This window comes from Streptomyces sp. CNS606, assembly GCF_000426325.1.
Map to the genome: position 1 here is coordinate 37,340 of NZ_AUFD01000018.1, position 21,075 is coordinate 58,414.

The window sequence follows — 21,075 nt, forward strand, 5'->3', positions numbered from 1 at the left end:
AGCCGGGCCTGAGCTGCGGTGGACGGGACGGTCCGGGAGGCGTCACAGCCTGCGGATTCCGGACTCTGCGTGCTGCGCCGCGAGCCGCAGCAGGGTGGTGGTGCGGCGGCCGATCGACTCGCGGACGTGGTGGCGTGCCCGGGTCAGTCCGGCGCCGGGGCCGAGGATCTGCTCGACGGTCTCCTCGGCCAGCAGCACGCTGTGCCGGGTGACCACGGTCACGCCGGTCTCGTCCGGCACGAGCGACCACTCGCCGGCGTGCGCGGCCACCGGGCCGGGTGACCGGCCGGCGGTGTGCAGGATGCGGCCTGCGTGGGGGAAGCAGAGGCGCACCGACTCGGTGACCCGCGTTTCGTCGCCCGGCGAGCCGGGACAGGTCTCCTCGGTGACGACGAACTGCACGCCCGGCCGGTCCTCCCTCACCTCCGCGCGCACGACGTCCGGGACGAGGTCGGGCCAGTCGCCGACACGGTGGAGGAAGTCGAAGACCAGCTCGGCGGGACCTTCGACGCGTGCCGACTCCTCGATCTCCACGATGAGTTCGTCGAGACGTGGCAGGCGCTCGGCGACGTACCGCACGCCGTCGAGCGCGGTGGCCGCGTACGCGGCCACCGCCCGTTCCGTCCGTGTCGCCGTCTCGGCCGGGCCAGGGGGCACGGTGACGTCGCAGCGCAGGGTGAGCAGACTGCCTCCGCCGTCGCGCGGGGCGACGGCCCACCGGCCGGCGAGTGTCCGCACCGGCGCGGGCGGCCCGTCCAGGGCGAAGTCGACAGCCGGTACCGACGGGTCGGTCCGCCGCCGGGACACCCAGGAGCCGACCTCGCCCCCCATGACCGCCCAGGTGCGCACCCGTTCGGTGGCCCCGTCGACGTCCATGCACTCGACGTGCACCACGGGCGGCAGGAACAACGACCAGCGTGCGGTGTCGGCGACCAATCCGAAGACGTCGTCGACCGGCGCCTCGACGCCGACCGCGTGTTCGGTGCGCAGCACCTGATCATCCACTGCAGAAACCTTCTTTCTCCACGCACCGCCCCGCATCCGGCACCGTCAGCCGTCGGGCTCGAGGGGCCGTGGAAGAGCGCTCGACCGCTCCGTCCCGCGGCGCGGCCGGGCCTACCGGCCGCGCCGCGGCCCGGCCGGCGAGGGGACCTGCGCTCCGGCGAGCGCCGGGTCCGTGCAGGCCCGCCCGAGGAGCCGGGGCAGTTCGGGCCGGTGCGCGAACCAGTGATCGCCGGGAAGGGTCCGGAGAGCGACCGGTCCGCGGGTCCAGCGCCGCCAGCCCGCCACCGACGCCGCGCCGGCCAGCGGGTCGTCCTCGCCCGCCACCGCCAGCACCGGCACGCCCGGCTGCTCCTCCACCGACGGGCGGCATGCCTCGGCCCGCAGCGCCCGGGCGAGCCGGAGATCGTCGCGCAGTACCGGCAGCACGGCGCGGTGCCACAGACCGCCGGGGGCGGCCCGCTCCGGAACTGCGCCGACCGCCCGGAGACGCGGCAACAGTCGCTCGTCGGGCTCGTCGCAGGCATCGGAGAGGTCCGACGGTGCGTCCGGCGGCGGGCAGGCTCCGACCGCGAGCAGGGCCGGGCCCGGCCGCCCCGACCGGTGCAGGGCCCGGACGAGTGCATGGGCGACGAGCGCGCCGAGGCTGTGCCCGTAGAGCACGTACGGCGCCGCCGGCGGTACGGCGAACCGGGCGGCGAGGTCCGCGAGCAGGGCCGCTCCGTCGGTGACCCGCGGCTCGTGCCGGCGGGCGTCACGCCCCGGGAGCAGGTGGGACACCGTCTCGACTCCGGCGGGCAGGTGGGCGGGCCAGCCCTGGAACGAGGACACGCCTGCTCCGGCGTGCGCGAAGCAGTGCAGTTGTACGGGATGGGGTGGCACCGGGCGTCCTTCCGCGGGTGACCGGTCCGTGCGGTGCGGCCGGCCGGTCACGTCCGCCTCGGCGGAGGCCCGACCGGGCCGGTCCGCCCGGTCAGGCGGCGTAGAGGTCGAACGTGGAGGTCCGGCGCGGCCCGGTGGGGACGTCCAGCCCCGGGTCGACGGCCAACATCGCCTGGTGCAGCCTCTGCAGCTGCGCCGAGGGCTCCACGCCGAGTTCGTCGATCAGCCGGCCGCGCAGGCGGCGGTAGACGTCCAGTGCCGATGCCTGCCGACCGGAGCGGTAGAGGGCGACCATCGCCTGCGAATGGAAGCCCTCGTGGTGGCGGTGGCGTGCGGTCAGGTCGCTGAGCTCGGCGGTGAGTTCGGCGTGCCGGCCGAGACGGAGGTCGGCGTCGACCCGCCGCTCCAGGGCGACCAGCCGGCTCTCCTCCAGCCGGATCGCCTCGATCTCCAGCACCGGACCCAGCCGCACGTCCACCAGTGCCTGCCCGTGCCACATGTCGAGGGCGCTGCGGAGTTCGGCCGCCGCCCGCTCGTCGTCGCCCTCGTCGAAGGCGGTCTTGCCCTGCGCGGCGTGCTGCTCGAAGCGGTGCACGTCGACGTACTCCGGCCGTATCTGGAGCACGTAGCCGCCGTGCCGCGTGGCGAGCACGTCCTTCGCGGTGCTGGGCGCGTCCGGTCCCATGGCGGTGCCCAGACGGCGACGCAGCTGGAGGATGTAGGTCTGCATCGTCGTCATGGCGCTCTGCGGCAGCGCGGTGCCCCAGATCTCCTCCATCAGCATGGGCACCGGCATGATCCGGCCCGGGTAGCAGGCGAGCAACGCGAGCAGCTGCCGCGGCTTGCCCGCCGTCGGAACGATCGACATGCCGTTGACGCTCGCGGCCAACGGCCCGAGAACCTTGATCTCCACGGTCTCTCCTCCGCGTAGGGTCGAGTTCCCGAGGACGAGGGCCCTGCGGGTGGCACGAGGCTAGGCCGGGAACGGGCCCCGGCCGCGAAATCTCCAGCGGGATTCAAGCGGCCTTCCAACCGCACCCCGTTCACTGCGGAGGTCAGCGTGGGAGGATGCCCGGTGAGCGCGGGAGACCGCCCGCGACCGCGAACCGACGGAAGCCCTCATGGAACTGCGCCTGTTCGTCTTCCACCACGCCGGTGGCTCGCAACTCCCCTACCGTGGCTGGCCCGCGCTGCTGCCGTCCTCGTGGGACGTGCGGCTGGTGGACGCACCGGGCCGCGGCCTGCGGTCGGACCTGACCCCGATCGGCGACGCAGAGCGCCTGGTGGACCACTTCCTGGAGTACCTCGGGCCCGAACTCGACGGCGACTACGCCTTCTTCGGCCACAGCATGGGCGGGCTGATCGCGTACGAGCTGACGCGCCGCCTGCTGGACGACGACCGCCTGCCGCCCCGCTGGCTGGGGCTGTCCGCCCGGGGCATGCCCCGGGCGCAGGGCGAGGGCACGCGGCGGCACCTGCTCTCCGACGCCGAGCTCCGCCGCGAGCTCGCCGCCATGGGGGGCACACCGGGCGCCATCCTGGAGAACCGCGACGTCTGGGAGCTGTTCGCCCCGGTCATCCGCAACGACCTGCGCCTGGTGGAGACCTGGCGCCCGCGCCCGGAGAGCGCGCCGATGCCCGTGCCGCTGTCGGTGTTCGGCGGCAGGGACGACACCGTGGCCCCGCCGGAACGGCTGGCGGGCTGGGCGGACCGGGCGGACCGCTTCCTGGGGCTGCGCCTGTTCGAGGGCGGCCACTTCTACTTCCAGCCCGACCCCGCTCCGCTGCTCCGGCAGCTCGTCGAGGACGTCCACCGGGCGCTGTCCCCGGCCGAAGGCCTCCGGACGGCCGCACCGGTCACCGGCTGACGCCCCGGACCCGGACGTGGCGTGGGCCCGGACATGGGCCCGGACGTGGCGTGGGCGGGGGCCGGCGCTACGGCAGCGGCGGGGCGGCGGGCAGCGGGAGGGCGCGGCCGGCGCCGGTCCGGCCGCCCCAGGGGAAGTCGTGCAGGTGGAGGTGCAGCGCCAGCGGCGCGGCGGGCGCCCGCCCGGACGCGAGTGCGGGTCCCCTCGCGGGTGCGGGAAGCACCGCCACGGCGGCCTGCAGGCCGGGTACCGGCTCCAGTTCGGCGAAGCGCCACGGCCCCTGTGGGTCGTCGGGTGGCGGGCGGAAGGCCGTCACCCCGGTGTCGTCGGCGAGGGAGAAGGCGAAGGAGTCGAAGGCGAGACCGAGTCCGAGACCGCGCGCCTTGGCGTAGGCCTCCTTCAGCGTCCACAGGCGCAGCGCGCGGCGGCCGCTTTCACCCGTCGTCGCGGCGCCGGCGACCCACTGCCGCTCGGACGGCGTGAAGGCTCTGTCCAGGCCGCCGAGGTCGTGCGCCGCGCTCCGGTCCAGCCGTTCGACATCCACGCCGATCCGGCCGCCGCGGACGACGCCCAGCAGGTTGTGGCCGCGTGTGTGGGAGAGGTTGAAGTCCAGACAGCCGGGACCGGCCGGGCGGGAAGCGTCCAGGTACGGCCGGCCGTACGGCGTGCGGCGGAGGGTGGCCGCCGCCTCCGGGACGCCGGTCTCCTGCGCCAGGACGCGCCGCACCAGCAGGTGGGCCACGACGAACTGGCGGCGGTCGGCATCGAGGTGGAAGCGGGCGGCGGTCCGGCGTTCGTCCGCGTCCAGCCAGCGCATGGCGAGCACCGAGGCGTGGCGCGCGGAGAGCGCGCCACCGGTGCAGTGCCACAGCCGCACCGGCCCGGTGACCTCACCGTCGCCCGCGTCGCCGTCCGCCGCAGGGACGGTCGCCCCGCCGCGGGTGCCTGCACCGGCGGTCACGTGACCGGCACGAAGTCGGCGGGGTCACAGCCGGTGCGGTAACGGCCGATCTGCTCCTCCGGCACCAGGGCCGGCAGCAGCGCCTCCCACAGTGCGGCCACGCGGCCGGCCAGGTTCGGGTGCGCCAGGCCGGTGCCGTGCAGCGCCTCGATGCCGCACACCACCACGGACAGCAGCACCTCCGGCCCGTCCTCGTCCGCGGCGTCGGGCATGTCGCCGGACTCCCGGGCCGCTCGCACCAGTCGCTGCACCTCGGTGATCCACACCCGGTAGAAATCGACGACCGGCGGCTGCCGCCAGGTGCACTCGTTGGTGATCCGGAACGCCGCGCGCATCACCGGGTCCTCGTACAGCGCGGTCACCAGCCAGTGCGTCATGTCGATCAGCGCCTGGACGGGCCTCAGCCCGGCGCTGCGCTGGCTCGCCACCAGGGCGCTCAGCATCTCGCGGCCCTGCTCCTGCACGGCGTCGGCGAGCCCGTCCTTGGAGGCGAAGTGGAAGTACAGCGCCCCCTTCGACATCCCGGCCGATTCGGCGATGCGGCCGAGCGTCGCGCTGGCGTAGCCGTTGCGGTCGAACATCTCCGCTCCGGCGCGTACCAGTCTGCGCCGGGTCTGCTCCGACCTCTCCTGCATTGCGGGATTCCCCTCTTTTCCTCGGGTGAGCGGTGCGGCGAGGGCTGTCACCCGAGCGGAACGCGACGGTCGCCGGCCAGGGCACCCGCGGGCTCGAGGACGGGTTCGCTCGCCAGGATCGACTGCTGCAGGCGGCGCAGGGACAGCGAGGGCTCCAGGCCCCGCTCCCGCACGAGCGCGTGACGCAGGCGGCGGTACACGTCCAGCGCCTCGCTGCGCCGACCCGAGCGGCGCAGGGCCAGCATGAGCTGCCTGTGCAGGTTCTCGTGGGTGCGGTAGCGGCGCACCAGCATGCTGAGTTCGCCGAGCAGTTCACGGTGGCGGCCGAGGCGGAGGTCGGCGTCGAAGCGCTGATCCAGGGCGCACAGCCGGCTCTCCTCCAGCCGGCGGATCTCCATCTCCAGCAGCGGGCCGGTCTGCACGTCGGCGAGGGCGGGTCCGGTCCACAGCTCCAGGGCCGCGCGCAGCCGCCGGGCGCAGCCGGGGACGTCCCCCGCGTCCGCCGCGCGGTAGCCCGCGGTCGCGAGACGTTCGAACTCCCGGACGTCGCTGGTGCCGTCGGCGCCGGCCAGCAGGTAGCCGCCGGGGGAGGTCACCAGCACGTCCTTGGCGTCGCGGGGGCGGGAGCCCTCGTGGCCGGTCCGCTCCAGGGCGGGGGCGATCATCTCGCGCAGCTGCAGGACGTAGGTCTGCATGGTGGTGCGGGCGCTGCGCGGTGGATGCTCCCCCCACAGCTCTTCGATGAGCGAGGCGATGGGCACCACCCGGTCGGCGTGCAGGGCCAGCATCGCCAGGACCTGCCGCGGCTTGGGCGCGGTCGGGGCGATCGAGACGTCGTTCAGTCTCACCTCGAGCGCGCCCAGTACGGAGATGTCCATGGCTGTCCCCTATCTCAGAGAGTGAGCCGGTGGTCGTTTGTCGGGCTCGCGGGCCGGCTCTCGACATCACGCAGTTAAAAACAGGACGGACGGTTTGTCAATATCAAACCGTCCGTCCTGTTTTTAAATCCGGGCACATCAGTTCTCCCGAGGACTACCCCTCCCCGTTTCCGCAGGTGCTCCCCTCCTCCGCCGGGCTCCCGGGGGCACGCCACCCCCTCACCGCCACCAGGCGAGCGGACGAACGGAGGATCCGTCACCACCGCGCCTCACGGCGGAGGAAGGGCATCCGGTCGGTTTCTGGAGGGCCAGCCCCCCGGGACGTCGACGCCCCCACGGCACGAGCTGACGACCCGTTGCCTGAACCGGCCGACCGGTATATTTTCGGCTCCCCAGGGCTCGGGCCGGCCGACAGGAAGGGACGCCAGGGTGGGCGAGCAGACGGACGCAGAGGTCATCGTCGTCGGAGGAGGGCCCGTCGGCATGCTCGTCGCCGCGGAACTCGCGGAACGCGGCGTCGACACGCTGGTCTTCGAGTCCGCGGGCGGCATCTCGGAGAGACCCAGAGCGACCACACTGCACGCCAGGACGGCCCAGTGCCTCGCCCGGCGCGGCTACTCCCTGGGCGCCGCACCGCCCGCATCGCCGCCCGCATCGCACGCCGGGCACCCGGGCGACACCGTCAGCGCGCCCTTCCACTTCGCCGGCATGCCCGGCCTGTCCATCACCGCGCCGGCCTCCGAACCGCACCCGTTGGTGAAGGTCCCGCAGGCCGCGCTGGAGCGGATGTTCGGGGAGCGTGCGTGCGCGGCCGGGGTGCGGCTGCACCGCGAGCACGCGGTGACCGACGTGCGGCAGAACTCCCACGGCGTCCGGGTGCGGGTCACGGGCGCCTCGGGCACCCGCACCCGCACCGCCCGGTACGCCGTCGGCGCCGACGGCGCCCGCAGTCTCGTCCGGGCCCGCGCGGGCATCACCTCGGCCTTCTTCCCCACGACCGTCTCCGCGCTCACCGGCCTGGTGCGCCTCACCGGACCGTGGCGGCCCCCCGCCGGGTGGCACCCCACGTCCCGCGGCTGGCTGGTCGTCAAGGACATCCCCGACGGCATGTCGCACGTGCGCACCGTCACCGCCGCCCGGCCCTGCGAGGACCGGCACGTCCCGGTCACCGTGGAGGAGTTCGGCCGGGTGGCCGGCTGGATCGCCGGCCGCACCGTGGAGATGGCCGACCCGCGCTGGCTCGGCAGGTTCAACGACTTCTCCCGTCTCGCGGACGGCTACCGCGCGGGTCGGGTGTTCCTGGCCGGGGACGCCGCCCACGTGCACTTCCCCATCGGCGGCCAGGGGCTGAGCACCGGCCTGCTCGACGCGCTCAACCTCGGCTGGAAACTCGCCCTCGCGCTGCGCGGCACGGCCGGCGCGGGACTGCTCGACAGCTACGACGAGGAACGCCGCCCGGCGGCACGACGGGTCATCGACAACACCCGCGCCCAGGTGGCCCTGATGCGTCCCGACCCCCGGCTGGACCCGGTGCGGGAGCTGATCGCCGGACTGCTGGACTCCGGGCACGGCCACGGCTACCTCGGCGCGATGATCAGCGCCCAGGACACCGTGCACCCGTCGGCCGGGCGGGACTCCCGGTGGCAGGGACGTTTCCTGCCCAACACCCCCGTCACGACGCCGGACGGCCCGACGGACGTGGTGGCGCTGCTGCGCGCGGGCGTACCCCTGCTGCTGCTCTCCGGCACGGCACCGGAGGAGTACGCACACACGGCCCGCACCTGGGAACCGGCGCTGCGCGTGGTGCGGTGCGCCGAGGGGGATCTGACGTGCCCGGCCCTGCTGCTGCGCCCGGACGGCTACATCGCCTGGACACCGGAGGACGGCCCGCTGCGCGACGTGCTGACCCGGTACCTCGGCGAGAGGGACGGGGCAGCCGCGCGGCGGGCGGGCGAGGGCTATCCGGCGCGGCCCCGGCTCAGTTCCTCGAACACCTCGGGGCCGCGCCCCGGGGAGAGGTCCACCGCGGCGAGCACCGAGGCCAGCACCAGGTTGGGCAGGAGGTGACGCAGCAGCGCGCAGATCCGGTCCGGCAGGTCGTCGTAACCGCTGACCGTCTCCGACATCGCCTGGATGCCGGCGAAGGAGCCCACCAGGACCTCCGCGCTCTCCCCGGGCTTCACGTGCGGCAGGAGTTCGCCCTGGACGGCGGCCTTGGCGAGGAGTTCCTCCACTATCCGCTGCCAGCGCCGGAACGGGCCGCTGCGGTCGAGGCCCTTCGCCTGCTGGTCGAGGGAGAGGCGCACCCCGGCCCGCACCATCGGGTCGGTACGGAGGCGGTGCGCGTGCAGCACGATCACGTCGACCAGCTGCTGGACCTTGGACTGGCGCTCGGGCACCTGGAGTTCCTGGTCCTGCGCGGCGAGCACCCCATGCGCCAGCTCCTCCTTGGACTGGAAGTGGAAATACAGCGCGCCCTTGGTGACGCCCGCTGCGGCGAGGATCTCCGTGATGGTGGCCGCCTGGTAGCCGCGCCCCTCGAAGACCTCCGCCGCCGCCGTCAGGATGGTGGCGCGCGTCCGGATCGCCCGGTCCTGCTTGACCACTTCTGCTCACTCACCCAACCGTGTGCCCGCACCCGACCAAAAACCGTCTGGTACGTATCTTACAACCCGAGCCCGTCGCGGCCGCAGGCCGCGACCGCCGGGTACGGAAGGAGGAACTCGTGATCCTCGTGACCGGGGCGACCGGGACCGTAGGGCGCGAGGTCGCCCGCCTGCTTCCCCCGCACACTCCCGTACGCCTGCTGACCAGGGACGCGGCACGCGTGTCCGTCGCCACCCCCGCCGCCCAGGTCGTGGTCGGCGACTTCGCGGACCCGCCGTCGCTGCGCGAGGCGCTGCGCGGGGTGCACCGCACCCTGCTCGTCACCCACCCGCTCGCCGACGACCACGACGAGGTGTTCCTGCGCGCCGCGCGCGAGACGGGCGTCGCCCACGTGGTGAAGCTCTCCGCCGCCGCCGTCGAGGACCCAGGCGCCCGGGACGCCGTCACCCGGCGGCAGCGGGAGAGCGAGGAGCTGCTGCGCGCCGCCGGCCCCGCGTGGACCCTGCTCCGGCCGCGCGCCTTCATGTCGAACACGCTCTCCTGGGCGCCCTCCCTGCGCGCCCGCGGGGTGGTGTCCGCGCTGTACGGCGCCGCGCCCCACTCCTGCGTGGATCCCCGCGACGTCGCCGCCGTGGCGGTCCGCGCCCTCACCGGGGACGGCCATCGCGGGCGCGCCTACACCCTGACCGGCCCCCGCGCCGTCACCGCCCTGGAGCAGGTGGAGCAGCTCGGCCGCGTCGTGGGCCGGGACCTGCGGTGCGAGGAGCTGACCGAGGAGCAGGCCCGCGCCTCGCTCACGGCGCGCCACGGCGAGCGGGCGGCAGTGGCGCTGCTGGAGAGCGCACGGCGACAGCGGGACGGGGCCAAGGCCGCCGTCACGGACATCGTGCGCCGGGTGACCGGCCGTACGGCGCGGCCGTTCGCCGTATGGGCGCGGGATCACGCCCACCTCTTCACCAAGGCAGGGCCGGCCTGAGCGGGCGGTCGTGGGACCACCGGGCCGGCCCCACGGCCCGCCCGGGCGCCGCGGCCGGTGCCGGCGCCGCATTCGGCGCCGGGGCCGCCCGGCGGCCGGGCTCAGCGCCGGCCAGGCCGGGCCAGCACGGTGGAGCGGAAAACCGGCACCCCGTCCTGTTCTCCGGTGACCTCGACCCGTTCCTCGCCCGCCACCCCTCGCGGCAGGCGCCGGGCGGCGATCACACACGGCTGGTCGAGTTCGGCGTACCGGTCGAACTCCGTACGGACGCCCACCGGGCGGAACCCGGGGCGGCCCAGGACGGCTGCCGACGCCTGCCGGGCGGCCTCCATCAGCAGCATGCCCGGCACGTGGTCGACCGGGTGGTCGAAGAGCACGGGATGGCCGGTGTCGACTCTCAGCCGCCAGCGGTGCGGCGCACCCCCGGGCGAGAGCACCACGTCGGTGGGCGACAGGCGCCCGACGCTCTGCGGCGGCACCGGCGCGGTCAGCGGCAGCGGACGTATCCCGGCGGGGTCGTGCCGCCCCTTGCGCAGGCGGCGGTAGACCGCCGGCGTGATGCAGGTGAACGAGGCGGCGCCGGTCACCGCCGTGCGGCCGTCCCGGCGGACGACCGTCTCGTAGCGCATGCCGGTCAGGTCGTCGCCGCGCTTCTGGACGTCGGTGCAGGTCACGTCGATGTCGAGGGCCGCCGGCGCGCCGCCGACCCGCAGTTCGCCCGGCTCGGTGTCGAAGGCGAGTTCCCACATCAGGAAGTGGCGGCCGAAGGGGACGCCGAAGACGGCGTGGGCGAGGAGGGAGCCGGCCTGCCGGATGGTCTCGGCGGCGATCAACGGGTCGTGGTGGTCCGACACGGGACTGAAGAAACTGTGACCGCGCGGCCACTGCGCCGTCACCCGGAATCGCGCCTCGTCGCCGGTTCCGTGCCAGCCGGTGAGCATGACCTCCGCGACCGCCGCCCGGTGCACGAACTCGCGCGGCACGGTCGTGGTGAGCGACGGGAAGAGGTCGCCCGGCGGGGTGGCGAAGGGGTGCTGGGTGGCCGCGGGGCCGAGGTCGGCGGACAGCGTGGGCGTGCTCATTCTTTCCTCCCGGTGACGGTGAGAGGGAGCGTGTGTGCGGAGACTCTGCCGAAGATACCTACCAACCGGTTTTATTTCTAGGCCGTTGCGGGCACCCCTGGGTTCCCCCGATCCGATCTCTTCTCGGCGCAGGTGAAGAGCGGCACGCCACTACACCGAGGATCTCCGGCGCACGGACCCGCCACGCCTAAGCTGTGGCTCTCTGCGACCCCTCCACTACACAAAGGAGTCACCATGCGCGTTCGTACCTCGCTCGCCGCCGTCGCCCTCGCCGCCGTCGGCGTCCTGGGCGCCACGGGCACCGCCTCCGCCGACAGCATCGCGCGCGGCGCGGCCGCCAACTCGCCGGGCCTGCTCTCCGGCAACGTCGTCCAGCTGCCGATCCACGTGCCGGTCAACGCGTGCGGGAACAGCCTCAACCTGGTCGGCGCCCTCAACCCGACGTTCGGCAACGCCTGCGTCAACGACTGACGCCGTACCGGGTGAGCGCCGAGGGGGGCGGGCCAGGGCCCGCCCCCTCCGGCCGCACGGAGGACGCACGGACCGGCCCCGGTTAGCATCGGCTCCAGACCGACCGGAAGCCGTGTACCGGAGGCCCGAGATCACTTCGCCCAGGCGCGGCGCCCCCCGCCGGCCCACTCTGTCCCAGCTCCGCGCGTTCGCCGCCGTCGCGGAGCATCTGCACTTCCGCGACGCCGCGGCCGCCATCGGCATGAGCCAGCCGGCCCTCTCCGGCGCCGTCGCCGCGCTGGAGGAGTCCCTGGGCGTCCAGCTGCTGGAGCGCACCACCCGGAAGGTCCCCCTCTCCCCCGCCGGTGAACGGCTCGCCGCACGCACCCACCGGGTGCTGGAGTGCTTCGCCGAACTGCTGGACGAGGCGGAGGCCGCCCGCGCACCCTTCACCGGCGTGCTGCGGCTGGGGGTCATCCCCACCTGCGCCCCCTACCTGCTGCCGACCGTGCTGCGCCTGGTGCACGAGCGGTACCCGGCGCTGGACCTCCAGGTGCACGAGGAGCAGACCGCCTCGCTGCTGGACGGACTCGTCGGGGGGCGGCTGGACGTGCTGCTGCTCGCTGCCCCGCTCACCACCGCCGGGGTGACCGAGATCCCGCTCTTCGACGAGGACTTCGTACTGGTCACCCCGCAGACGCACGCGTACGCCGGGCAGCGCGACGTGCCGCGCAGCGCGCTGCGCGAGCTGGATCTGCTGCTGCTGGACGAGGGTCACTGCCTGCGGGACCAGACCCTGGACGTCTGCCGCGAGGCCGGCCGGTCGCCCGGCGGTTCGCTGACCACCAGCGCGGCCGGGCTGTCCACGCTGGTGCAGCTGGTCGCCGGCGGCATGGGCGTCACCCTGCTGCCGCGCACGGCCGTCCGCCTGGAGACCGGGCGAAGCGAGCAGCTGGCGACGGGCGACTTCGCCGAGCCGGCCCCGTACCGGCGGATCGTGCTGGCCATGCGCGGCGGCGCGGCCCGCGGCGAGGAGTTCGCCGCCTTCGCGGACGCGCTGCGCGAGGCACTGTCCGAGCTGCCGGTGCGCCCGGCCCAGGGCTGACGGACGCCCGACCGGCGCAGCCGCGACGCCTCCGCGCGCCGCCCCGCGCCTTCACACCCGCCGGAGCCGGACGGGACGTGACCCGTGCGCGGTGACGGGGTACCCGGCGGCACGCCGGTCCCGCACACTCCGCGTCCGGCGCCCGGACCACCGCCGAACGGCGGACGGACGGGTTGCCCGCGGCGCCGGAGTGGAAGGGCCGGATCCGCATGGAGAACCGCACAGTCACGCGGGACGGGAGAGGTTTCATGACCGGCTACACGACCAACAACGCGGGCATCCCGGTGGAGAGCGACGCGCACTCGCTGACCGTCGGCCCCGACGGACCGATCCTGCTCCAGGATCACTACCTGATCGAGAAGATGGCCCAGTTCAACCGGGAGCGGGTCCCCGAGCGGGTGGTGCACGCCAAGGGCGGCGGTGCGTACGGCGTCTTCGAGGTGACGAACGACGTCAGCCAGTACACCAAGGCGGACCTCTTCCAGCCGGGACGCCGGACCGGGATGCTGGCCCGGTTCTCCACCGTCGCGGGCGAACAGGGCAGCCCGGACACCTGGCGGGACCCGCGTGGCTTCGCGCTGAAGTTCTACACCGAGCACGGCAACTACGACATGGTCGGCAACAACACCCCGGTGTTCTTCGTGCGCGACCCGTCGAAGTTCCAGGACTTCATCCGCAGCCAGAAGCGCCGCCCGGACAACGGGCTGCGCGACCACGACATGCAGTGGGACTTCTGGACGCTCTCCCCGGAGTCGGCGCACCAGGTCACCTGGCTGATGGGCGACCGGGGCGTCCCGCGCTCCTGGCGCCACATGAACGGGTACAGCTCGCACACCTACCTGTGGGTCAACGGCGGCGGCGAGCGCTTCTGGGTCAAGTACCACTTCAAGACCGACCAGGGCATCGACTTCCTGCCCCAGGAGGAGGCGGACCGGCTCGCCGGCGAGGACGGCGACTTCCACCGGCGGGACCTCTTCGACGCCATCGAGCGGGGCGAGGATCCGGCCTGGACGATGTACGTGCAGGTCATGCCGTTCGACGACGCGCCGGACTACCGGTTCAACCCGTTCGACCTGACCAAGGTGTGGCCGCACGGCGACTACCCGCTGATCGAGGTCGGCCGGATGACGCTGAACCGGAACCCGGAGGACTACTTCGTCCACATCGAGCAGGCGGCGTTCGAGCCGGCGAACCTGGTGCCGGGCATCGGTCCGTCGCCGGACAAGATGCTGCTGGGACGGCTCTTCTCGTACCCCGACACGCACCGCTACCGGATCGGGCCGAACTACGCCCAGCTGCCGCCCAACCGCGCGCACGCGCCGGTGCGGTCGTACGCGAAGGACGGTCCGATGCGCTACGAGCCGCCGAACACCGCCCGGCCGTACGCGCCCAACTCCTACGGCGGCCCGGAGGCGGACACCGCGCGGTTCGGCGAGCCGGCCGGCTGGGCCACGGCGGGCGAGATGGTCCGCGAGGCGTACACGCTGCGCAGCGAGGACGACGACTGGGGGCAGCCCGGGACCATGGTCCGGCAGGTGCTGGACGACGCCGCCCGCGACCGCCTGGTGGGCAACGTCACCGGACACCTGCTCGACGGGGTGAGCCGTCCGGTGCTGGACCGCGCGCTGCAGTACTGGCGCAACATCGACAAGAACGTCGGCGACCGGATCGCCACCGCCGTCAACGGCGGCTGACCCGCGCCGCCGCGTCACACCACCGCCACGGCCCCCGTCCACCGGCCCGTCCGGACGGGGGCCACGGCTCTCCCCGGGTATACATCGCGTGTATACACATGGTGTACAGTCCCGGCCATGTCCATCAGTCACACTCTGCTCGGCCTTCTGGAGTCCGGGCCACGTCACGGTTACGACCTCAAGCGCGCCTTCGACGAGCGCTTCGGTCACGACCGGCAGCTGCACTACGGGCAGGTCTACTCGACCATGTCCCGGCTGCTCAAGAACGGCCTCGTCGAGGTCGAGGGGATAGAGGCGGGCGAAGGTCCGGACCGCAAGCGCTACGCCATCACCGACGCCGGGGTCACCGACGTCGACACGTGGCTCGGCCGCCCGGAGAAGCCCGAGCCGTACCTGCAGAGCGTGCTCTACAGCAAGGTCGTGCTCTCGCTGCTCACCGGCCGGGACGCCGCCCACCTCCTGGACGTACAGCGCACCGAGCACCTGCGGCTGATGCGGGAACTCACCCGCCGCAAGCGCGAGGGCGACCTCGCGGACCAGCTGATCTGCGACCACGCCCTGTTCCACCTGGAGGCCGACCTGCGCTGGCTCGAACTCGCCGCCGCCCGGCTCGACAAGCTCGCCACGGAGGTGCGGTCATGACCGAGCACGCCACGACGGCGCACGCCCTGCTCACCGCCACCGGCCTGCACAAGACCTACGGCACCACGCCCGCCCTCGCCGGCGCGGACTTCTCGCTGCACGCCGGCGAGGTCGTCGCCGTGATGGGGCCCTCCGGCTCCGGCAAGTCCACCCTGCTGCACTGCCTGGCCGGCATCGTGCCGCCCGACGCGGGCTCGGTCCGCTACCGCGGCCAGGACCTCTCCGGGCTGTCCGACGCCCGCCGCAGCGCCCTGCGCCGCTCCGACTTCGGCTTCGTCTTCCAGTTCGGCCAGCTCGTGCCGGAGCTGACCTGCGCGGAGAACGTCGCCCTGCCGCTGCGGCTGACCGGCACCGGCCGCAAGCAGGCGGAGGCGCGCGCCGTCGAGTGGCTGGAGCGGCTGGAGGTCGCGGACGTCCGCCACCACCGTCCCGGCCAGGTCTCCGGCGGCCAGGGTCAGCGCGTGGCCATCGCCCGCGCGCTGGTCGGCACCCCCCGGGTGGTGTTCGCCGACGAGCCGACCGGCGCGCTCGACTCGCTCAACGGCGAGCACGTCATGGAGCTGCTCACCGACGCCGCACGGGACACGAACGCCGCCGTCGTGCTGGTCACCCACGAGTCGCGGGTCGCCGCCTATGCCGACCGCGAGGTCGTCGTGCGGGACGGACGGGCACAGGACCTGGCGGGTGCGACCCGATGACCCGGACGACACTCGCCCCGCCCCCGCCGGCCCCCGAAGCGGACCGGGACCGTCCACAGCCCGGCACGCTGCGCCGCTGGGCCGCGGACCTCGCCATGGGCGCCCGCTTCGCGGTCGGCGGCGGACGCGAGGGCTGGGCGCGCACCGTGCTCACGGCGTTCGGCGTCGGCCTCGGGGTGACGGTGCTGCTGGTGGCGGCGTCCGTGCCGAACATGATCGGTGCCCGCGAGGCACGCACCGACGCCCGCGAGAACTACGGCTTCACCCCGGGCGGGGCGGCGATCCAGAAGTCCGACCGGTCGGCGCTCCAGCTCACCACCGACACCACCTACCACGGCGAACGGGTGCGCGGGCGCATCCTCCAGCCCGAGGGCGACCGGCCGCCGGTGCCGCCGGGCATCGATGCGTTGCCCGGCCCCGGCGAGATGCTGGCCTCCCCCGCGCTGCACGACCTGCTCGACTCGCCCGACGGCGCGCTGCTCCAGGAGCGGCTGCCGTACGAGATCGTCGGCACCGTCACCAAGGAGGGCCTGGCCGGCCCCGGCGAACTCACCTACTACGCGGGCAGCGACGAACTGGCCGAGGTGGACAACGCCTACCGCATCGACCGGTTCGACGTCGTGGGCCCGCCCGAACCGCTGCACCCGGTCCTGCTGCTGCTCATCGTGGTGATCTGCGTGGTGCTGCTGCTGCCCGTGGGCGCCTTCATGGCAGCCGCCGTACGGTTCGGCACCGAACGGCGCGACCGGAGACTCGCCGCACTGCGCCTGGTCGGCACCGACGGCCGGGCGACCCGCCGTATCGCTGCGGGCGAGGCCGGAGCGGCCGCGCTGCTCGGCCTCGCCGTCGGCACCGCGGGCTTCCTGGCCCTGCGCCCCGCCCTCAGCGGGCTGCGCATGCAGGAGCTGAGCGTCTTCACCTCCGACGTGGTGCCCGACCCGTTGATCACCGTGCTCATCGCGCTGGCCGTCCCCGGCTGCGCGGTGCTGGTGACGCTGCTGGCGCTGCGCGGCGTGGTGATCGAGCCGCTGGGAGTGGTGCGCAGGTCGGAGCCGCGGCGACGCCGCCTGTGGTGGCGGCTGATCCCGCCGGCGCTCGGACTCGCCCTGCTCGTCCCGCTGTTCGGCGACTTCGCCGAGGAGGGCGGACAACTCGAGACCGCGATGGTGGCGGGCGGCATCGTGCTGATCCTGGTGGGCGTCACGGCGCTGCTGCCGTGGCTCGTGGAGTTCGCGGTACGGCGCCTGCACGGCGGCCGTCTGCCGTTCCAGCTCGCGGTGCGCCGGCTCCAGCTCGACAGCGGCACGGCGGCCCGCGCGGTCAGCGGCATCACCGTCGCGGTGGCCGGTTCGATCGCCCTGGCCGGCCTTCTCGGCTCCGTCGCCGAACAGGAGACGCGGGAGACCGGGCAGGACCCCACGCGCGCCCAGATGGCCGTGCACGCGGACCCCTCCGCCGTGGGCGGTGCGGACGCCTTCGCCGCCCGGCTGGCGGACGCCCGGGGCGTGCGGGACGCCTGGGGCGTCACCCGCGGCTACGTGTTCGAGGCGGGCGAGAACCCGGACGACTCACCCTGGGTCGGCGTCAACGTCGCCGACTGCGCCACCCTGCGACGGCTGGCGCCGCTGCCCTCCTGCGAGAACGGAGACGTGTTCCTCGCTCCTGCCCGCGAACAGCACTCCTCGTACACCCTGGACGTCGAGCCGGGCACGCGGCTCGACCTCGACAACCCGGCTCAGGAGGACGGCCGGAAGCGCACGGAGCCGGACCCCGGCATCTGGACCGTGCCCGAGGACGCCCGCACGGTGAAGACCCTCGAGGACCCGTCGGGGTGGCTCACCGAAGGGGTGCTGGCGACGCCCGGGGCCTTGGACGCCGGGCGGTTCCCGTCCGCCACCGCCGCGCTGTTCGTCCGCCTGGACCCGGGCGAACCGGAGGCCCGGGAGTACGTGCGCAACGCGGTCGCCGCCGTGGGGCCAGACCCGTACGTCATGGACCTCACCTCGGAGAACACCAGCCGCGAACTCGAGATGATCCAGCGCGGCCTGTACGTGGGCGCGGTGGGGATCCTGGTCCTGATCGGCGCCAGCATGATCGTCTCGGTGCTGGAACAACTCCGGGAGCGCAAGCGGCTGTTGTCGGTGCTGGTCGCCTTCGGCACCCGGCGCTCGACGCTCGCCTGGTCGGTGCTCTGGCAGACCGCGCTCCCCGTCCTGCTGGGCCTCGCACTCGCGGCCCTCACCGGTGCCGGGCTCGGCGCGGTGCTGCTGCGGATCGCCGGCCTGCCGATGGGCGTCGACGGGGCGGCGCTGGGGGCGATGACCGGGCTCGGCGGTGCGCTGATCGTCGTGGTGACCCTGCTGAGCCTGCCGGTGCTGTGGCGGCTGATGCGGCCGGACGGCCTGCGCACGGAGTGAACGGGCGGCGGTCCGGGCCGGCACGGGGGGCTGGACCGGACCGCCGCCGTCCCTTAAAGTGATATCACTTTGCTAGACCAGCACCGAATGCGAAACGGGGGAACCTCCATGCCCGACCACGACATGACCGCCCAGCCCGACGAACTGCCCGACATGCCGGCACCCCAGGTGCGGGAGAGGGCCGCACACAGCATCGGCGGCGGCCTCGCGCTCCTCTTCGGCCTCGTCGGCTTCCTGCTCGGCGCGGGCGGCATCGCCCTCGGCGGCACCCTCATCGGCAACGGGACCGCGGGCGTCGGCGCACCGCTCCTGATCATCGGCATCGTGCTGCTGATCGGCTCCGTCTTCGCCATGGCCGGCCTCAACATGGTCGCCCCCGGCGAAGCGCGCGTGGTGCAGTTCTTCGGCCGCTACACCGGCACCATCCGCGCCGACGGCCTGCGCTGGGTCAACCCGCTGACCACCCGCACCAAGATCTCCACCCGCGTCCGCAACCACGAGACCGCCGTGCTCAAGGTCAACGACGCCTACGGCAACCCGATCGAGCTGGCCGCGGTCGTCGTGTGGCAGGTCGCGGACACCGCGCAGGCCACCTTCGAGGTGGACGACTACGTCGAGTTCGTCTCCACCCAGACCGAGGCCGCCGTCCGGCACATCGCCATCGAGTACCCGTACGACGCCCACGACGAGGACGCGCTGTCGCTGCGCGGCAACGCCGAGGAGATCACCGAGAAGCTCGCCGTCGAGCTGACCGCGCGCGTGCAGGCGGCGGGCGTCACCATCATCGAGTCCCGCTTCACCCACCTCGCCTACGCCCCGGAGATCGCCTCCGCGATGCTCCAGCGGCAGCAGGCCGGCGCGGTGGTCGCGGCACGGAAGACCATCGTCGACGGCGCATGCGGCATGGTCGAGGACGCGGTGAGCCGGATCGCGGCGCAGGACTTCGTGGAACTCGACGAGGAGCGCAAGGCGGCCATGGTGAGCAACCTGCTCGTCGTGCTGTGCGGCGACCGGTCCCCGCAGCCCGTGCTGAACACCGGGACACTCCACCAGTGACCGCCGACGGCGGCGCCGCCGACGACGACGACGACGAGGGTGCACGGCCCCCGAAGCGGCGGGCGCAGCAGCGCAAGCAGGTGCTGCTGCGCCTGGACCCGGCGATGCACGACGCGCTGGCGCGCTGGGCGGCGCACGAACTGCGCTCCACGAACGCGCAGATCGACTACCTGCTGCGGGAGGCGCTGCGCGCGGCGGGGCGGCTGCCCCGCGACGCCCGGCCCCACCCCCGCCGCGGCCGCCCGTCCTCCGACTCCTGACCCGCGCCGCCCGCCGCGACGGCCGCACCAGGGTGCCGGTGCGGCGGCCCGGAGGCGGGAGGGTCAGCGCGGCGGCGCTTCGCTGCCGGTGCCGGGGCCGTTCCCGCTGCCGCCGGGGCCGTTCCCGTCGGCGCCGTTCCCCTCGCCGGAGGCACCGGGGGCGCCGGGGGCGGCGTCCGCCGCGTCGTCGGCGATGTCCCGCTGCTCCGGTGCGGGGGGCGCGGTCGCCGGCTCGGCCGGTCCCGCGGCGCTCGTCGACGCCGACGGCGCGGACGTGGGCGCGACCGACGCGACCGTCGCGCCGTACGGTCCCGGACCCCGCCCCTCCGTGGAGCGCCGCACCGCCTGCTCGTGCGCGTACGCCCGCAGGTAGCCGACGGCCGTGTTGGTCACCGCGACCAGCGGCACGGCCACCACGGCGCCGGGGATGCCGGCGATGAGGCCGCCCGCGGTGACGGACAGGACCACGCCCAGCGGGTGCACCCGCACCAGCCGGCCCAGGATGAAGGGCTGCAGGATGTGGCTCTCGATCTGCTGGACGGCCAGCACCACCGCGAGCACGAGCAGCGACGTGAACAGGCCGTTCGTGACCAGCGCGACCAGAACCGCCAGCGCACCGGAGGTCACGGCACCCACGATGGGCACGAAGGAGAAGAGGAAGATCAGCACGGCGAGCGGCACCGCCATCGGCACGTCGAGGAAGTAGAGGCCGATGCCGATGAAGAGACCGTCGATCAGAGCGACGATCACCGTGCCCCGCACGTACCCGGTGAGGGTGACCCACGCCCGCGGACCGGCTCCGGCGACGCCCTCCCGCGCGGCGGCGGGGACGAAGTTGAGGGTCCAGTCCCACACCCGGCGGCCGTCGTACAGCAGGAACAGCGTCACGAACATGGCCAGCAGCGCGCCGGAGAAGAACTCCAGCACCACGGTCACACCGGTGAGGCTCGCGCTGGTGATGGTCTTGCTGTTGTCGCCGATCCAGTCGCTGACCGTGCCGGCGATGTTGTTGACCTGGTCCTCGGAGACGTGGAAGGGACCGTTGACGGCCCACCGCTTGAGCTCTTCGATGCCGTCCTGGATGCGCTCGGTCAGGGTCGGCAGGTTCTCCATGATCTGCCAGGCGACGAACCAGCCGATGAGGCCGATGAAGACGGTGCCCATGATGAACGTGAGCAGGGTCGCCAGACCCCGGGCGACGCCCAGCCGGCGCAGCCGGGCCACCGTGGGCTGGAGCAGCGCGGTGATCAGCAGGCCCGCGGAGAACGCGATGATCAGCAGGCTGACGGCGCTGACGACCTTGGTGAGCACCCAGATGACGCCGGCCAGGACGAGCAGCCGCCAGCCGGCCTCGGCCGCCACCCGCATGCCCCACGGGATCGCGGCGGCCGGCTCCGGCTTGGCCACGACGGCCGGTGCGTAGGAGGGCGGTGCCGGGTAGCGGCGCGGGTCCTGCTCGCCGTCGTCCCCGGAACCGGAGTAGCCCGAACCCGGCCCCGGACCCGGCCCCGAGCCCGAACCGCCGCCCGGCCCGGAACCGGACCCACGGGGCCCGGAGAGCGCCGGGTCGTCCATGGTGGCCCGCGCCCGGCGCTCGGCGGCGCGGGCGGCCCACTTCTGCACGCCGTCCAGGAACCTGTCGACCCTGCGTTCCCGTTCCATCCCGTCCTCCGCCCCCCGTGGGTCCCGTGTCCCGTGTGCCCGTGCGGTCGCCCGCGCTGCGCGCCTGCTCGTCGTGTGGGGGACGACGTTACCGGCGCGGAAGGTTGCCTTCCGTCCCCCACGCCACCGTGGTCACTCCCCGCACATGCAGCTGCCCCTGACCAGTATCCCGGTCAGGGGCAGTCATGCGTGCTGCGGCG

The 21,075-nt window shown here is 73.9% G+C and carries 20 protein-coding genes; 11 read left to right on the forward strand and 9 right to left on the reverse strand.

The window, feature by feature from the left end; genetic code table 11:
- Positions 1-42: 42 nt before the first annotated feature.
- From K304_RS0114155 to K304_RS0114165, 3 genes are all read right to left on the reverse strand, one after another.
- Complete coding sequence (locus K304_RS0114155; protein ID WP_486591660.1) at positions 43-1,005, reverse strand: aromatase/cyclase; 963 nt, start codon at positions 1,003-1,005, stop codon at positions 43-45.
- Between the two features lie 111 nt (positions 1,006-1,116).
- Positions 1,117-1,884 (reverse strand): thioesterase domain-containing protein, encoded by a 768-nt coding sequence (locus tag K304_RS29005; protein WP_078529109.1) that lies wholly within the window; start codon positions 1,882-1,884, stop codon positions 1,117-1,119.
- 91 nt (positions 1,885-1,975) lie between these two features.
- Positions 1,976-2,797 (reverse strand): AfsR/SARP family transcriptional regulator, encoded by an 822-nt coding sequence (locus K304_RS0114165; protein WP_027764278.1) that lies wholly within the window; start codon positions 2,795-2,797, stop codon positions 1,976-1,978.
- 208 nt (positions 2,798-3,005) lie between these two features.
- Here K304_RS0114165 and K304_RS29010 point away from each other — a divergent pair, with 208 nt between their 5' ends.
- Entirely contained in the window at positions 3,006-3,752 is a 747-nt protein-coding gene (locus K304_RS29010; RefSeq protein ID WP_051308450.1) for an alpha/beta fold hydrolase, read from the forward strand.
- A gap of 67 nt (positions 3,753-3,819) precedes the next feature.
- On the opposite strand, the gene K304_RS29015 is transcribed toward K304_RS29010, so the two are convergent.
- The 3 genes from K304_RS29015 to K304_RS0114185 are packed head-to-tail and all read right to left on the reverse strand — an operon-like array spanning position 3,820 to position 6,226.
- Positions 3,820-4,713, reverse strand: a complete 894-nt coding sequence (locus K304_RS29015; RefSeq protein ID WP_051308451.1) for a 4'-phosphopantetheinyl transferase superfamily protein — start codon at positions 4,711-4,713, stop codon at positions 3,820-3,822.
- Positions 4,710-5,348, reverse strand: coding sequence for a ScbR family autoregulator-binding transcription factor (locus K304_RS29020; RefSeq protein WP_051308452.1), 639 nt, complete (start codon positions 5,346-5,348; stop codon positions 4,710-4,712). Before K304_RS29020 ends, K304_RS29015 begins: the two co-directional genes overlap by 4 nt.
- A gap of 47 nt (positions 5,349-5,395) precedes the next feature.
- The gene (locus K304_RS0114185) at positions 5,396-6,226 is read right to left on the reverse strand and encodes an AfsR/SARP family transcriptional regulator (RefSeq protein WP_027764279.1); all 831 of its coding nucleotides are present in this window, start codon (positions 6,224-6,226) and stop codon (positions 5,396-5,398) included.
- A gap of 429 nt (positions 6,227-6,655) precedes the next feature.
- On the opposite strand from K304_RS0114185, the gene K304_RS29025 reads away from it, so the two are divergent.
- Entirely contained in the window at positions 6,656-8,293 is a 1,638-nt protein-coding gene (locus K304_RS29025; RefSeq protein ID WP_486591661.1) for an FAD-dependent monooxygenase, read from the forward strand.
- Here the strand turns inward: K304_RS29025 and K304_RS32165 are convergent.
- Entirely contained in the window at positions 8,185-8,832 is a 648-nt protein-coding gene (locus tag K304_RS32165; protein WP_078529091.1) for a ScbR family autoregulator-binding transcription factor, read from the reverse strand. The genes K304_RS29025 and K304_RS32165 overlap by 109 nt on opposite strands.
- A gap of 119 nt (positions 8,833-8,951) precedes the next feature.
- On the opposite strand from K304_RS32165, the gene K304_RS0114200 reads away from it, so the two are divergent.
- Complete coding sequence (locus K304_RS0114200; RefSeq protein ID WP_027764281.1) at positions 8,952-9,809, forward strand: NAD(P)H-binding protein; 858 nt, start codon at positions 8,952-8,954, stop codon at positions 9,807-9,809.
- 101 nt (positions 9,810-9,910) lie between these two features.
- Here K304_RS0114200 and K304_RS29030 read toward each other — a convergent pair whose 3' ends face one another.
- Entirely contained in the window at positions 9,911-10,891 is a 981-nt protein-coding gene (locus K304_RS29030; protein ID WP_051308453.1) for a ScbA/BarX family gamma-butyrolactone biosynthesis protein, read from the reverse strand.
- A gap of 234 nt (positions 10,892-11,125) precedes the next feature.
- Here K304_RS29030 and K304_RS0114210 point away from each other — a divergent pair, with 234 nt between their 5' ends.
- From K304_RS0114210 to K304_RS0114245, 8 genes are all read left to right on the forward strand, one after another.
- A complete protein-coding gene (locus K304_RS0114210; protein ID WP_027764282.1) occupies positions 11,126-11,362 on the forward strand; it encodes a chaplin in 237 nt (78 codons plus the stop codon).
- Between the two features lie 112 nt (positions 11,363-11,474).
- On the forward strand, positions 11,475-12,446 hold the full coding sequence (locus K304_RS0114215; protein ID WP_486591662.1) for a hydrogen peroxide-inducible genes activator: 972 nt from the start codon (positions 11,475-11,477) through the stop codon (positions 12,444-12,446).
- A 248-nt stretch (positions 12,447-12,694) separates the two neighbouring features.
- Positions 12,695-14,140: a catalase gene (locus tag K304_RS0114220; protein WP_027764284.1), complete on the forward strand. Its 1,446-nt coding sequence runs from the start codon at positions 12,695-12,697 to the stop codon at positions 14,138-14,140.
- A 117-nt stretch (positions 14,141-14,257) separates the two neighbouring features.
- On the forward strand, positions 14,258-14,782 hold the full coding sequence (locus K304_RS0114225; RefSeq protein ID WP_027764285.1) for a PadR family transcriptional regulator: 525 nt from the start codon (positions 14,258-14,260) through the stop codon (positions 14,780-14,782).
- Positions 14,779-15,480: an ABC transporter ATP-binding protein gene (locus K304_RS0114230; protein ID WP_027764286.1), complete on the forward strand. Its 702-nt coding sequence runs from the start codon at positions 14,779-14,781 to the stop codon at positions 15,478-15,480. Before K304_RS0114225 ends, K304_RS0114230 begins: the two co-directional genes overlap by 4 nt.
- Complete coding sequence (locus K304_RS0114235) at positions 15,477-17,897, forward strand: FtsX-like permease family protein (RefSeq protein ID WP_078529093.1); 2,421 nt, start codon at positions 15,477-15,479, stop codon at positions 17,895-17,897. Before K304_RS0114230 ends, K304_RS0114235 begins: the two co-directional genes overlap by 4 nt.
- A 108-nt stretch (positions 17,898-18,005) precedes the next feature.
- Complete coding sequence (locus K304_RS0114240) at positions 18,006-18,953, forward strand: SPFH domain-containing protein (protein WP_027764288.1); 948 nt, start codon at positions 18,006-18,008, stop codon at positions 18,951-18,953.
- Positions 18,950-19,213, forward strand: a complete 264-nt coding sequence (locus K304_RS0114245; protein WP_027764289.1) for a hypothetical protein — start codon at positions 18,950-18,952, stop codon at positions 19,211-19,213. The genes K304_RS0114240 and K304_RS0114245 overlap by 4 nt, the downstream gene beginning before the upstream one ends.
- 63 nt (positions 19,214-19,276) lie before the next feature.
- On the opposite strand, the gene K304_RS29035 is transcribed toward K304_RS0114245, so the two are convergent.
- Positions 19,277-20,875 (reverse strand): AI-2E family transporter, encoded by a 1,599-nt coding sequence (locus K304_RS29035; RefSeq protein ID WP_051308454.1) that lies wholly within the window; start codon positions 20,873-20,875, stop codon positions 19,277-19,279.
- Positions 20,876-21,075: the final 200 nt, after the last annotated feature.

Coding starts and splice junctions, on each gene's coding strand:
- K304_RS0114210 (WP_027764282.1), top strand. CDS start 11,126: ATGCGCGTTCGTACCTCGCTCGCCGCCGTCGCCCTCGCCGCCGTCGGC.
- K304_RS29030 (WP_051308453.1), bottom strand. CDS start 10,891: ATGAGCACGCCCACGCTGTCCGCCGACCTCGGCCCCGCGGCCACCCAG.
- K304_RS29010 (WP_051308450.1), top strand. CDS start 3,006: ATGGAACTGCGCCTGTTCGTCTTCCACCACGCCGGTGGCTCGCAACTC.
- K304_RS0114240 (WP_027764288.1), top strand. CDS start 18,006: ATGCCCGACCACGACATGACCGCCCAGCCCGACGAACTGCCCGACATG.
- K304_RS29035 (WP_051308454.1), bottom strand. CDS start 20,875: ATGGAACGGGAACGCAGGGTCGACAGGTTCCTGGACGGCGTGCAGAAG.
- K304_RS0114235 (WP_078529093.1), top strand. CDS start 15,477: ATGACCCGGACGACACTCGCCCCGCCCCCGCCGGCCCCCGAAGCGGAC.
- K304_RS0114230 (WP_027764286.1), top strand. CDS start 14,779: ATGACCGAGCACGCCACGACGGCGCACGCCCTGCTCACCGCCACCGGC.
- K304_RS0114185 (WP_027764279.1), bottom strand. CDS start 6,226: ATGGACATCTCCGTACTGGGCGCGCTCGAGGTGAGACTGAACGACGTC.
- K304_RS0114225 (WP_027764285.1), top strand. CDS start 14,258: ATGTCCATCAGTCACACTCTGCTCGGCCTTCTGGAGTCCGGGCCACGT.
- K304_RS0114220 (WP_027764284.1), top strand. CDS start 12,695: ATGACCGGCTACACGACCAACAACGCGGGCATCCCGGTGGAGAGCGAC.
- K304_RS29020 (WP_051308452.1), bottom strand. CDS start 5,348: ATGCAGGAGAGGTCGGAGCAGACCCGGCGCAGACTGGTACGCGCCGGA.